The 13,278-nt window shown below is 61.3% G+C and carries 13 protein-coding genes; 9 read left to right on the plus strand and 4 right to left on the minus strand.

Annotated elements, in window-relative coordinates:
- Positions 1-6 precede the first annotated feature (6 nt).
- The 3 genes from kacA to cusR all read right to left on the minus strand — a co-directional run bounded on the left by kacA (position 7) and on the right by cusR (position 2,482).
- Positions 7-273, minus strand: a complete 267-nt coding sequence (gene kacA, locus OHJ17_RS22310; protein WP_002887278.1) for a type II toxin-antitoxin system antitoxin KacA — start codon at positions 271-273, stop codon at positions 7-9.
- A 102-nt stretch (positions 274-375) separates the two neighbouring features.
- Positions 376-1,809, minus strand: a complete 1,434-nt coding sequence (locus tag OHJ17_RS22315) for a Cu(+)/Ag(+) sensor histidine kinase (protein ID WP_023288193.1) — start codon at positions 1,807-1,809, stop codon at positions 376-378.
- Positions 1,799-2,482, minus strand: a complete 684-nt coding sequence (gene cusR / locus OHJ17_RS22320; protein ID WP_032105399.1) for a copper response regulator transcription factor CusR — start codon at positions 2,480-2,482, stop codon at positions 1,799-1,801. Before cusR ends, OHJ17_RS22315 begins: the two co-directional genes overlap by 11 nt.
- 172 nt (positions 2,483-2,654) lie before the next feature.
- Here cusR and OHJ17_RS22325 point away from each other — a divergent pair, with 172 nt between their 5' ends.
- The 5 genes from OHJ17_RS22325 (at position 2,655) to OHJ17_RS22345 (ending at position 9,251) form a co-directional block, all read left to right on the plus strand.
- Positions 2,655-4,040 carry an efflux transporter outer membrane subunit gene (locus OHJ17_RS22325; RefSeq protein ID WP_032431458.1) on the plus strand — a complete coding sequence of 462 codons (1,386 nt, stop codon included), beginning with the start codon at positions 2,655-2,657 and terminating at the stop codon, positions 4,038-4,040.
- 17 nt (positions 4,041-4,057) lie between these two features.
- A complete protein-coding gene (gene cusF / locus OHJ17_RS22330) occupies positions 4,058-4,363 on the plus strand; it encodes a cation efflux system protein CusF (protein ID WP_032432083.1) in 306 nt (101 codons plus the stop codon).
- Positions 4,364-4,407: 44 nt separating this feature from the next.
- On the plus strand, positions 4,408-5,670 hold the full coding sequence (locus tag OHJ17_RS22335; protein WP_004177564.1) for an efflux RND transporter periplasmic adaptor subunit: 1,263 nt from the start codon (positions 4,408-4,410) through the stop codon (positions 5,668-5,670).
- 11 nt (positions 5,671-5,681) lie between these two features.
- Positions 5,682-8,831, plus strand: coding sequence for a CusA/CzcA family heavy metal efflux RND transporter (locus OHJ17_RS22340; RefSeq protein ID WP_032433798.1), 3,150 nt, complete (start codon positions 5,682-5,684; stop codon positions 8,829-8,831).
- Between the two features lie 72 nt (positions 8,832-8,903).
- Positions 8,904-9,251: a DUF1294 domain-containing protein gene (locus OHJ17_RS22345; RefSeq protein ID WP_004177568.1), complete on the plus strand. Its 348-nt coding sequence runs from the start codon at positions 8,904-8,906 to the stop codon at positions 9,249-9,251.
- 9 nt (positions 9,252-9,260) lie between these two features.
- Here OHJ17_RS22345 and OHJ17_RS22350 read toward each other — a convergent pair whose 3' ends face one another.
- Complete coding sequence (locus OHJ17_RS22350) at positions 9,261-9,794, minus strand: lipocalin family protein (protein ID WP_002887259.1); 534 nt, start codon at positions 9,792-9,794, stop codon at positions 9,261-9,263.
- A 116-nt stretch (positions 9,795-9,910) separates the two neighbouring features.
- On the opposite strand from OHJ17_RS22350, the gene OHJ17_RS22355 reads away from it, so the two are divergent.
- From OHJ17_RS22355 to OHJ17_RS22370, 4 genes are all read left to right on the plus strand, one after another.
- Positions 9,911-10,639 carry a MerR family transcriptional regulator gene (locus tag OHJ17_RS22355; protein WP_002887258.1) on the plus strand — a complete coding sequence of 243 codons (729 nt, stop codon included), beginning with the start codon at positions 9,911-9,913 and terminating at the stop codon, positions 10,637-10,639.
- Between the two features lie 231 nt (positions 10,640-10,870).
- Positions 10,871-11,305 carry a nuclear transport factor 2 family protein gene (locus OHJ17_RS22360; RefSeq protein WP_002887256.1) on the plus strand — a complete coding sequence of 145 codons (435 nt, stop codon included), beginning with the start codon at positions 10,871-10,873 and terminating at the stop codon, positions 11,303-11,305.
- Positions 11,302-12,021: an SDR family NAD(P)-dependent oxidoreductase gene (locus OHJ17_RS22365; RefSeq protein ID WP_032433796.1), complete on the plus strand. Its 720-nt coding sequence runs from the start codon at positions 11,302-11,304 to the stop codon at positions 12,019-12,021. The genes OHJ17_RS22360 and OHJ17_RS22365 overlap by 4 nt, the downstream gene beginning before the upstream one ends.
- Positions 12,018-13,277, plus strand: coding sequence for an NAD(P)/FAD-dependent oxidoreductase (locus OHJ17_RS22370; protein ID WP_032433795.1), 1,260 nt, complete (start codon positions 12,018-12,020; stop codon positions 13,275-13,277). The genes OHJ17_RS22365 and OHJ17_RS22370 overlap by 4 nt, the downstream gene beginning before the upstream one ends.
- Position 13,278: the final 1 nt, after the last annotated feature.

Genomic DNA, 13,278 nt, shown 5'->3' on the forward strand with positions numbered 1-13,278 from the left:
TCTACCTTACCTGGTTTGTAGACGCTTCGCTGCACGTTTCAGTCGATCATTCGGGGCTGGCGGTTGGGTAATCGCCTCCATCACCAGGCTCCATGATTGCTCATTGAGGACCATTCTGCGGTGCTGCTCAATCACTTCCGCAGCACGTTCTGAGGCACTGGCAACCACAAACTGGGTAATCGTCTGATTCGAAATTGCCGCAGCTTCCTCGATGATGCTCTTATCATCATCGGTTAATCTCAAATCTATACGCTGCTTTTTAAGTGCGGGCATACGTTATCTCCGGCCTGTTGCAAACTTCATGTACGGTTATTTTCCGTACATTTAATATAGCGACAGAAAGCCACATACTCAACTATCACTCGCGGATTGCGCCTATTTCGGCAACACCACAATAAACCGCGTCGAGCGCAGATCGGACTGCGCCGCCACGCTGCCGTGGTGGGCTCCGACAATCGATTTCACAATCGCCAGGCCGATGCCGCTGCCCTCCCCTTTGCGCTGGCGCGAGGGGTCGACGCGATAGAAACGGTCAAACAGTCGTGGCAGATGTTCAGCGGCAATCGGCGTACCGGGGTTCTCCACCATCAGGCGTACCGTCTCCGCGCTTTCGCTCAACTGGATGGTCACCGCCTGCCCGGCCGGCGTATAGCGGATCGCATTCGACAGCAGGTTGCTGATTGCCCGCCGCAGCATCAGCGGATCGCCCGTCACCCGGCAGGGGCTACCGACAAAACGCAGCGCCACCGCCTTCTCTTCCGCCCACGCCTCGAAAAACTCAAACACCTTATGCACTTCATCGGCCAGATCCAGCGCCTGTTGCTCAGGGATCAGCTGGTTATTATCCGCCTGAGCGAGGAACAGCATATCGCTGACCATCCGCGACATCCGCGAGAACTCTTCGAGATTGGAGTAAAGCACCTCTTCCAGCTCCTGCTGGCTGCGGCTCTGGCTTAAGGCGATTTCGGTTTGCGTCACCAGGTTGGTAATCGGCGTGCGGATTTCATGGGCGATATCGGCGGAGAAGTTGGACTGGCGGGTAAAGACATCCTCTATGCGCTCCAGCATATGGTTAAACGACAGCGCCAGCCGCTCCAGCTCGACAGGCACCGCCTGCGGGTCAAGGCGCACATCGAGATCCCGCGAGGTAATATTCTGGATCTGGCGACTGATCTGGCGGATCGGCTTATGCCCCTGGTAGACCACAAACAGCACGATGGCGATGATCAGCAAACTAATTATCGACGCCGCGGAGATCAGCTTCGCTTTCAGCTCATTAATATAGTGCAGGTGAAAATCGATGGATAAGGCCATCAGCAGGTGGTACGCCGGTTTACCGTCCGCCTGCTTGCCCAGCGGCAGCATGATCAGCCGCCAGGCGCGGGTTTCCATTGGATGATTATCGTGCGCCATTGCCCGCGGCTGCGGGTCGGTCCATGAAATCACATTCCCGTCGCGGAGCTGCATCGCCAGCCCCGGCGTACTCAGCATATGGCTGAGATCCGGCCCGTTGGGCGACTGGAAGAGAATATTGCCCTGGCCATCGTCCAGGCAGATGAAGACGTTGGCGTAGCCCGCAATGATATTCTTCACGATCTCCAGCCGCCGCGCCTGCGGGTAGTCAGCGTGGTCGAGGACCGTCTCCAGGGTGGTGCTGAGCTGTCTGAGATCGTGAACGTCGCGCTCTTCAAAGTGGGCCTTCACCGAATGGATCATGATCCAGGTGAAGGCGAAGAAAGCAATGATGGTGGCGAGGCTAATAAAGAAGGTCAGCCGGGTGGCCAGGGAAAAGGGGCGCTTAGCGGCCATCCGGCACCTCAAGCATATAGCCGACGCCGCGCACGGTCTGGATCAGCTTCGGCTCGAAGTCGTTATCAATTTTGGCGCGCAGCCGCTTCACCGCCACGTCAATGGCGTTAGTGTCGCTGTCGAAGTTCATATCCCAAACCTGCGAAGCAATTAACGACCGCGGCAGCACCTCGCCCTGATGACGCAGGAAGAACTCCAGCAGCGTGAATTCCTTACTGGTCAGGGTGATGCGGGTGGCGCCGCGCGTCACCTTGCGGCTGACCAAATCGACGCAGAGATCGGCCGCCTGAAACTGGCTTTCGACGATGACCGCCGCCCCGCGGCGCAGCAGAGTACGCACCCGCGCCAGCAGCTCCGCAAAGGCGAACGGTTTTACCAGATAGTCGTCAGCGCCCAGCTCCAGCCCCTTCACCCGATGCTCAATGGTGCCCAACGCGGTAAGCAGCAGGATCGGCATGCCTTTCCCGGCGGCGCGCAGCATGCGCACGATATCCCAACCGTTCACATCCGGCAGCATGATGTCGAGGATCAGCAGATCGTAATCGCTGGTCATCGCCAGGTGATAGCCGTTGAGGCCGTTATCGGCCAGGTCGACGACGAAGCCGGCCTCGGTGAGCCCTTTGGTCAGGTACTCTCCGGTTTTCTTCTCATCTTCGACAATCAAAATCTTCACGGCAGGCTCCTTCACGCGCGCTTTGTGCGGGTATTCAATTTTAGAGGAGCGCCTCCGGATAGCAATGAAATATCAGGAAAATGACAGCTTTGTCATTTTCCCGTCACGCCCTGAACAGAGCCCGCTACGTAAAGTAGCCGCCATGGATAAATCGTCGAAACCCTCTGCCGCCATGCGTTCAATACAGCTACTTACCCTCAGCGTGATATTTGCCTTAACCGGCTGTCTGTCGCTCGCTCCGGACTACCAGCGCCCCGCAGCGCCGGTACCGCAGCAGTTCTCTCTCAGCCAGAACAAGCTGGTTACTGCAACAGCGGGCTACCAGGAGACCGGCTGGCGCACCTTTTTCGTCGACCCGCAGGTGAAAAGCCTGATTAGCACCGCGCTGGCCAACAACCGCGATCTGCGGATGGTGACGCTGAAAGTGCAGGAGGCTCGCGCGCAATATCGGGTTACCGGCGCCGACCGCTACCCGCAATTGAACGGTGACGGCAGCACCACCTATGGCGCCAAGCTTAAAGGCGACACCACCACCAGCAGCGATTATGCCGCCGGCTTAAACCTCAGCTACGACCTCGACTTCTTTGGCCGGCTGAAAAACCTTAGCGAGGCCGACCGACAGAACTTCTTCGCCAGCGAAGAGGCACGGCGCGCAGTGCATATCCTGTTGATTGCTAACGTTTCACAAAGCTACTTCAACCAGCGGCTGGCGGCAGCGCAGCTGCAGGTGGCCAACGATACCTTACAGAACTATCAGCAGTCTTACGCCTTCGTTGAAAAACAGCTGCTGACCGGGAGCACCACCGTGCTGGCGCTGGAGCAGGCGCGCGGCATGATCGAAAGCACCCGCGCCGATATCGCCAAACGTCAGGGCCAGCTGGCGCAGGCCAATAACGCCCTGCAGCTACTGCTCGGCAGCTATCAACATCTGCCGGACGATAGCGCCAGCAGCGCCGTGGACCTGCAAGGCGTAACCCTGCCGCCATCGCTCTCCTCAGCGATCCTGCTGCAGCGGCCGGATATTTTAGAGGCCGAACACAGCCTGCAAGCGGCCAACGCCAACATCGGCGCCGCGCGGGCGGCCTTCTTCCCGTCGATCACCCTGACCAGCTCGCTCTCCGGCAGCAGCAGCGAACTCTCCAGCCTGTTTAACGCTGGCGGCGCGATGTGGAACTTCATTCCCAAAATCGAACTGCCGATTTTCAACGCCGGGCGTAATCAGGCCAGCCTCGATCTGGCGGAGATCCGCCAGCAGCAGCAGGTGGTCAACTATGAACAAAAAATCCAGTCCGCCTTTAAAGAGGTGGCCGACGCGCTGGCCCTGCGCCAGAGCCTGGCCGATCAAATTGCCGCCCAGCAGCGCTATCTCGCCTCGCTGAATATCACCCTGCAGCGCGCCACTGCGCTCTATCGCCACGGCGCGGTCAGCTATATCGAAGTCCTGAGCGCCCAGCGCGATATTTTCACCACCCGACAAACCCTGCTGGAACTCAACTATTCCCGTCAGGCTAATGAAATCACCCTGTTCACCGCCCTCGGCGGCGGCTGGATGGAATAACCCAAGGAGTCTTGATGATGAATTCACTATCTAAAATAACCCTGTTCACCCTGCTCTCTGGCGCAGTGTTCGCCGCCCAGGCCGCCGCCCCGCAGGCGCAAAGCATCAGCGGCAAAGGCGTCATTAAAGCTATTGATATGGATAACAAAAAAATCACTATCGCCCACGAGGCCATCCCGGCGGTGAACTGGCCGCCGATGACCATGCGCTTCACCATCACCCCGCAGACGCAGCTCAACAATGTGAAGGATGGCGACAGCGTGGACTTCACCTTCGTTCAGCAGGGCAACCTGTCGCTGCTGCAGGATATCCGCGCCCAATAACGGCCCGGCGACGGTAGGCCCCTCAACAACTGAATGGACGACACATGGCATCCCTGACACTTAAAAATACGGCGTTGATCCTCGGCAGCATGCTGATTGGCGGCGCGCTTACCGCGGCGCTGTACGCCCGATGGGCTCCAACCCACTCTGCCGCTCCGGCGGCCGAGCAGCAGCGTAAAGTGCTGTTCTGGTACGATCCGATGTACCCGAACACCCGCTTCGATAAACCGGGTAAATCGCCGTTTATGGATATGGATCTGGTGCCGAAATACGCCGATGAGGAGCATGCCGCCGCCGGTGCGCCGGGGGTGCGTATCGACCCGACGCAGACCCAGAATCTTGGGGTGAAAACCGCCGCCGTCACCCGCGGGCCGCTGCGCTACGCCCAGACCTTCCCGGCCAACATCAGCTATAACGAGTACCAGTATGTGATTATGCAGGCGCGGGCGGCGGGCTTTATCAATAAAGTCTATCCGTTGACCGTCGGCGACAAAGTGAAACAAGGCACGCCGCTGCTCGAGCTGACCATCCCGGACTGGGTGGAAGCGCAGAGCGAATATCTGCTATTGCAGGAGACCGGGGGCACCGCTACGCAGGTCGAGGGGATCCTCGAGCGGCTGCGTCTCGCCGGAATGCCGGACGACGATATCCGCCGCCTGAAAGCCACGCGCAAGATCCAGACCCGCTTTACTCTCAAAGCACCGATCGATGGCGTTATTACCGCCTTCGATCTGCGCGCCGGAATGAACATCGCCAAAGATAACGTGGTGGCGAAAATTCAGGGCATGGATCCGGTGTGGGTCAGCGTGGCGGTCCCGGAATCCATCGCCTGGCTGATTAAAGACGCCTCGCAGTTCAGCATTCAGGTTCCCGCCTGGCCGGGCAAAACCTTCCGCATCAGCAAATGGACCCTTCTCCCCAGCGTCGATAGCGCCACCCGCACCCTGCAGCTGCGCCTGCAGGTCAACAACCCGGATGAAGCGCTGAAGCCGGGGATGAACGCCTATCTGCAGCTGACCAGCGAAAGCGCCCCGATGCTGCTGATCCCCTCCAAAGCGCTGATCGACAGCGGCAGCGAGCAGCGAGTGATCACCGTCGATAACGAGGGCCGCTTCGTGCCGAAAATCGTGCAGGTATTCCATGAATCCGCCGGCGTCACGGCCATTCGCAGCGGGCTGCAGGAGGGTGAGAAAGTCGTCGCCAGCGGCCTGTTCCTGATCGACTCGGAGGCCAATATCGCCGGCGCGCTGGAGCGCATGCGCGCGCAGGCCCCTGATGCCGCGGCCTCTGCCGCCCACGCGCACTAAGGAACGGAACCATGATTGAATGGATTATCCGCCGCTCGGTGGCCAACCGCTTCCTGGTGATGATGGCGGCGCTGTTTCTCAGCATCTGGGGAACCTGGACCATCATCCACACCCCGGTAGACGCCCTGCCGGATCTCTCTGATGTACAAGTGATCGTCAAAACCCGCTATCCGGGACAGGCGCCGCAGATCGTCGAAAACCAGGTCACCTGGCCGCTGACCACCACCATGCTGTCGGTCCCCGGCGCCAAAACGGTTCGCGGCTTCTCGCAATTCGGCGACTCCTACGTGTACGTGATTTTTGAAGACGGCACCGATCCTTACTGGGCGCGCTCGCGGGTGCTGGAGTATCTCAACCAGGTACAGGGCAAACTTCCCGCCGGGGTCAGCGCCGAAATGGGCCCGGACGCCACCGGCGTCGGCTGGGTCTTCGAGTACGCGCTGGTCGACCGCAGCGGCAAGCACGACCTCGCCGAACTGCGCTCCCTGCAGGACTGGTTCTTAAAATATGAGCTGAAAACCATCCCTAACGTCTCGGAAGTGGCGTCGGTGGGCGGCGTGGTCAAGGAGTATCAGATTGTCGTCGACCCGATGAAGCTGACCCAGTACGGCATCAGTCTCGGCGAAGTGAAATCGGCGCTGGACGCCTCTAACCAGGAGGCGGGCGGCTCTTCCGTCGAACTGGCGGAAGCCGAATATATGGTGCGCGCCAGCGGCTACCTGCAGACGCTCGACGACTTCAAAAATATCGTGCTGAAAACCGGGGATAACGGCGTGCCGGTCTATCTCGGCGACGTCGCGCGGGTGCAGATTGGCCCGGAGATGCGCCGCGGAATCGCCGAGCTTAACGGCGAAGGCGAAGTGGCCGGCGGCGTGGTGATCCTGCGCTCCGGCAAGAACGCCCGCGAAGTGATCTCCGCGGTCAAAGCGAAGCTGGCGTCGCTGCAAAGCAGCCTGCCGGAAGGGGTGGAAGTGGTCACCACCTACGACCGCAGCCAGCTTATCGACCGCGCCATCGACAACCTCAGCTACAAGCTGCTGGAAGAGTTTATCGTCGTCGCCCTGGTCTGCGCCCTGTTCCTGTGGCACGTGCGCTCGGCGCTGGTAGCGATTATCTCGCTGCCGCTCGGCCTGTGCTTCGCCTTTATCATGATGCATTTCCAGGGGCTCAACGCCAACATCATGTCGCTGGGCGGGATCGCCATTGCGGTGGGGGCGATGGTCGATGCCGCCATCGTGATGATTGAGAACGCCCATAAGCGGCTGGAGGAGTGGGAACATCAGCACCCGGGAGAGAAGCTCAGCAACGACACACGCTGGAAAATCATTACCGAGGCCTCGGTGGAGGTCGGCCCGGCGCTGTTTATCAGCCTGCTGATCATCACCCTGTCGTTTATCCCGATTTTCACCCTCGAAGGCCAGGAGGGCAAACTGTTCGGTCCGCTGGCCTTCACCAAAACCTGGTCGATGGCCGGGGCGGCGCTGCTGGCGATCGTGGCGATCCCGATCCTGATGGGCTTCTGGATCCGCGGCAGGATCCCGGCGGAGAGCAGCAATCCGCTGAACCGCTTTTTGATCCGCATTTATCACCCGCTGCTGCTGAAGGTCCTGCACTGGCCGAAGACTACCCTGCTGATTGCGCTCCTGTCGATCCTGACGGTTGCCTGGCCGCTTAACCGGGTCGGCGGCGAGTTTCTGCCGCAGATCAACGAGGGCGATCTGCTGTATATGCCGTCCACGCTGCCGGGGATCTCCGCTGCGCAGGCGGCGGATATGCTGCAGAAAACCGATAAGCTGATCATGACGGTGCCGGAAGTGGCGCGGGTGTTCGGCAAAACCGGCAAAGCCGAAACCGCCACCGACTCGGCGCCGCTGGAGATGGTGGAGACCACCATTCAGCTCAAGCCGCAGGATCAATGGCGACCGGGGATGACCATGGAGAAGATCGTCGACGAGCTGGATAAAACCGTGCGTCTGCCAGGGCTGGCGAACCTGTGGGTGCCGCCGATCCGCAACCGCATCGACATGCTCTCCACCGGCATCAAGAGCCCGATTGGCATTAAGGTTTCCGGCACTAACCTGGCCGATATCGACGCCATCGCCGAACAAGTTGAAGTGGTGGCGCGCACCGTGCCGGGGGTCACGTCAGCGTTAGCCGAGCGGCTGGTCGGCGGGCGCTATCTCAACATTGATATTCAGCGTGAGAAGGCGGCCCGCTACGGGATGACCGTCGGCGACGTGCAGTTGTTCGTCTCGTCCGCCATCGGCGGGGCGATGGTTGGCGAAACAGTGGAGGGCGTCGAACGCTATCCGATCAACATCCGCTACCCGCAGAGCTATCGCGACAGCCCGGAGACCCTGCGCCAGCTGCCGATCCTCACGCCGCTGAAGCAACAGATCGTCCTCGGCGACGTGGCTGAGGTGAAAGTGGTCACCGGACCATCGATGCTGAAGACCGAGAACGCCCGCCCGACCAGTTGGATCTACATCGACGCCCGCGACCGCGACATGGTGTCGGTAGTGCACGATCTGCAGCAGGCCATCGGCAAGGAGGTGAAGCTGAAGCCGGGCATAAGTGTGTCCTACTCCGGGCAGTTTGAGCTGCTGGAGCGCGCCAATCAGAAGCTGAAGCTGATGGTGCCGATGACGCTGATGATTATCTTCGTGCTGCTGTATCTGGCGTTCCGCCGCGTCGGCGAAGCACTGCTGATTATCACCAGCGTGCCGTTCGCCCTTGTGGGCGGGATCTGGTTCCTCTACTGGATGGGGTTCCATCTGTCGGTGGCCACCGGTACCGGCTTTATCGCCCTCGCCGGGGTGGCGGCAGAATTTGGCGTGGTGATGCTGATGTACCTGCGCCACGCCATCGAGGCGGAGCCATCGCTGGAGAATCCGCAGACTTTCAGCGTCGATAAGCTCGACGAGGCGCTGTACCAGGGGGCGGTGCTGCGCGTTCGGCCGAAGGCGATGACCGTGGCGGTGATTATCGCCGGCCTGCTGCCGATTTTATGGGGCACCGGCGCCGGTTCGGAAGTCATGAGCCGTATCGCCGCGCCGATGATTGGCGGGATGATCACCGCCCCGCTGCTGTCGCTGTTTATCATTCCGGCGGCGTATAAGCTGATGTGGCTGTATCGGCATCGGGGCAAGCGTAGCCAATAGCCCGCCGCGTTTACGCCGGTCCGGGAAATTGGCTATAGTGGCGCCATTCTTCTGGCCGGCGTGAACGTCCCTATGAATCTGAACCTGGTATGTTATTCCCTGCTGCTGCTCACCGCCGTGGGCAGCGCCCTGCTGCCCTACCCGCTGGCGATGTGGTTTTTACTGAGCAGCCTTCTGACATGGCTTATCTATGGCGCCGACAAGCTGGCGGCGCGCAAAGCCTGGCGCCGGGTGCCGGAAACCACGCTGCTGGTGCTGGGCCTGGCGGGAGGCTGGCCGGGGGCCATCCTCGGCCAGCAGTGCTTTCGCCATAAAACGCAAAAGCAGCCCTTCCGGACGCGGTTTTTCATCAGCGTAGCGCTCAACGTGGCGGCGCTGGCCGGGCTGTACGTGGTTTATACCCATCTGCTCAGCCGCTAAGCGGCGAGGCTAGCGCGGCGTCTGGCGGATCCACACCAGGCGATCGACGTCAAAGCCCAGCTCGCGCGCAGTATTCAGGTAATCCTGCTTCACCGCCGCCGGAATGGTGGGGGTTCGCGACAGGATCCACAGATAGTCGCGGTTGGGGCCGCTGACCAGCGCGTACTGGTAGTCGTCGTCCAGGCGGATCACGTTATAGCCGCCGTAGAACGGCCCGAAGAACGACACCTTCAGCGCCGCGGTGGTGGGGGCGCCGGTGAAATAGGCTTTTCCGTCGCTCTCATTCCAGCGTTTTTTGACCGGGTCATAACCGCGATTGACGACGCTGATCCCCCCGTCGCTGCGGGCGCCGTAGGTGGCGGTCACCTGCTCCAGGCCTCGCTCGAAGCGATTCTCCAGGCGGGCGACCTCATACCATTTCCCGAGATAACGGCTGGCGTCAAACCCGCTAATCGGCTGAACGCCCTTCGGCGGCGTGGGCGACTTGCAGGCCACCAGGGTTAACGCGATAGCGACGCCGGTGACAACAGGCCATAGCTTCATGAGAACTCCTTTCATTTACGCGGTTGGGGAAAGTGTAGTGCAAAGCCACTACACTTCACGCCAGCCGTCGTGATTCGTAGTATATTGAGAATATTCTTTGTTAACAGGTGGCCTCCATGCCTTACTCCATCGGCGAATTTGCCCGACTATGCGGGATAAATGCGACCACGCTTCGCGCCTGGCAGCGCCGCTACGGCCTGCTTAAGCCGCTGCGCACCGATGGTGGACACCGTCTGTACAGCGATGACGACGTCCAGCAGGCGCTGAAGATCCTCGACTGGGTGAAAAAAGGGGTGCCGGTCAGCCAGGTGAAACCCCTGCTGTCGCGCCCCGGCGCGCGGCGCACCAATAACTGGTTGACGCTGCAGGAGACCATGCTGCAGCGGCTGAAAGAGGGAAAAATCGAGTCCTTGCGCCAGCTGATCTACGACGCCGGGCGCGAATATCCGCGCCAGGAGCTGGTAACCGAAGTGCTGCGTCCGCTGCGCAGCCAGGTCTCCGCCAACGTGCCGGCCATCATGACGCTGCGCGAAATTCTCGACGGCATCATCATCGCCTATACCTCGTTTTGCCTCGAAGGCGACAAGAAGGCGCCCGGGGACAACTTTCTGATCACCGGCTGGCACCTGACCGACGCCTGCGAAATCTGGCTTGAGGCGCTCAAACGTACCGGCCAGGGCCATCGCATCGACGTCCTGCCGGTGCCTCCCGCCGCCCTGGCGCCGGAGATTTTTCCCCAGCGCAACTGGCTGCTGGTTACCAGCGGCAAACTTTCCGCCGCCCGCCAGAGGCAGGTCGAACTCTGGCAGCAGCAGGTCGTCTCCCTCGAGGTGATCCCGCTCTAACCCCCTGTTTTAACCTACATCCCCTCTCTGAGACGCCAGCGCCCGGTGGCGCGGCGGGCTCACGCTTGCCCTTTGCACCACCCGCGATTTTCACTCCTTAAAACACCAGTCATAACAACATGATTTTTAACACAAATAAAATATATTTTTCTAGAAACTTGGACAAATAATTTTATTTGTGTAAGTTTTAAGTATGCCATTACGCTACCGTATCTAGCCAGGATGTGATCCATGAGCACCTCGCCGTCCGTGATTCGTCGTTTCGTTGAGTACTACGCCGGGCTGGATGCACAGCCGCCCGCGGCGCTGGCCACGCTGTACCATCCGGACGCGACGCTGAGCGATCCTTTTGGTCAGCATCAGGGGCTGTTCGCCATTCAGCGCTACTTTACCCATCTGCTGGCCAACGTGGAGCAGTGCCGGTTCACCATCGACACGCCGCTTTGCGACGGCCAGCGGTTCGCCGTGACCTGGACCATGCACTGGTCGCATCCGCGCATTGCCGGTGGAGAAACCCTGGCCCTGCCGGGCTGCTCGGTGGTGGACATCGCCGGGGAGCAGGTTCTCCATCAGCGCGACTACTACGACGCCGGGGAGATGATCTACGAGCATCTTCCCCTGCTGGGCTGGGCGGTACGCGGCGTGAAGCGGAGGGTGCGCTCATGATGACGGTGCTCATCACCGGCGCCAGCTCCGGGATCGGCGCCGGCCTGGCGAAATCCTTCGCGGCGGATGGCCATCTGGTCATCGCCTGCGGGCGCGATGCGTCGCGCCTGGCAGCGCTCCAGCAGTTCAGCCCCAACATCAGCGTACGCCTGTTCGATATGACAGACAGGGACGCCTGTCGCCAGGCGCTGACGGGCTGTTTTGCCGACCTGATCATTCTCTGCGCCGGGACCTGCGAATACCTCGACCACGGACAGGTGGATGCCGCCCTCGTGGAGCGGGTGATGGCCACCAACTTCCTCGGGCCGGTGAACTGCCTGGCAGCGCTGCAGACGCAGCTGGAGGCAGGCGATCGGGTGGTGCTGGTCAGCTCCATGGCGCACTGGCTGCCCTTCCCGCGCGCGGAAGCCTATGGCGCCTCCAAGGCGGCGCTGAGCTGGTTTGCCAATAGCCTGCGTCTGGACTGGGAGCCGAAAGGGGTGGCCGTCACGGTGGTCTCTCCGGGCTTCGTCGACACCCCGCTGACGCGCCAAAACGACTTCGCCATGCCCGGTCGGGTGAGCGTGGATCGGGCGGTGGCGGCGATCCGCTACGGTCTGGCGAAGGGCAAAAACCACATCGCCTTCCCCACCGGCTTCAGCCTGGCCCTGCGGCTGCTGGCCAGCCTGCCATCGGGTATCCAGCGCCTGCTGTTGCGCAGGATGGTGCGCTCATGAATATCGCCATCATCGGCAGCGGCATCGCCGGGCTGACCTGCGCCTGGCGACTGGCCGGACACCATCAGGTAACGCTGTTCGAAGCGGGCGCCACGCCGGGCGGCCACACCGCCACCGTGGATGTCGCCACGCCGCAGGGCACCTGGGCCATCGATACCGGATTTATCGTCTACAACGATCGCACCTATCCGCGCTTTATGGGCCTGCTCAGCGAGCTGGGGATCGCCGGGCAAAAAACGCAGATGAGCTTCTCGGTCCACAACCCGGCCAGCGGCCTGGAGTACAACGGCCACAGCCTGACCTCGCTCTTCGCCCAGCGGCGCAATCTGCTGAAGCCGGCCTTCTGGGGACTGCTGAGCGAGATCGTCCGCTTCAACCGCCTGGCGAAACTGGCGCTGACCGAGGCGCTGGATCCAGGCGCGACGCTGGAGAGCTTCCTCACCCGCCACCGCTTCAGCCCCTTCTTCGCCCGCCACTATATTCTGCCGATGGGGGCGGCCATCTGGTCGTCGTCGCTGCAGGAGATGCGCCGCTTCCCGCTGCCGCTGTTTTTGCGCTTCTTTGAAAACCACGGTCTGCTGGATATTCGCGATCGCCCGCAATGGTACGTGGTGCCCGGCGGTTCCCGGGAATACGTCCGCGCCCTGCTCGCCAGGCTCGGCGATCGCCTGGACCTGCGGCTCAACGCGCCGGTGCAGCAGGTGGAGCGCCACCCGGCGGGAGTTATCCTGCGGCTGGCGTCCGGGGAGGCGCATTTTGACCAGGTGATCTTCGCCTGCCACTCCGCGCAGGCGCTGGCGATGCTGGCGGTGCCCACCGATTCCGAACGAGAAGTCCTTGGGGACATCGGCTGGCAGCGCAACGAGGTGGTGTTGCACAGCGATCCGCGCTGGCTGCCGGAGCGCCAGCGCGCCTGGGCCAGCTGGAACTATCGCCTGAGCGACGGGGATCGGGCCCGGGCCTGCGTCACCTACAACATGAATATTCTCCAGGGGCTGCCCGCGGGCGCGCCGCTGTTCTGCGTCACCCTGAACCCGGACGCGCCGGTGGACGATCGCTACGTCTGGCAGCGCTTCGTCTATGAGCATCCGCTGTTTAACCCGCAAAGCTGGTCGGCCCAACTGCGGCGCGAAGAGATTAACGGCCAGCAGCGGAGCTGGTACTGCGGCGCCTACTGGTACAACGGCTTTCATGAGGATGGGGTGCGCAGCGCGCTCGACGTGGTGCAGGGCATCGCCGCGGCGGAGGGCCACTGAA

This window comes from Klebsiella sp. KP20-425-1 (assembly GCF_025813515.1).
Classification (GTDB): Bacteria; Pseudomonadota; Gammaproteobacteria; order Enterobacterales; family Enterobacteriaceae; genus Klebsiella; species Klebsiella pneumoniae.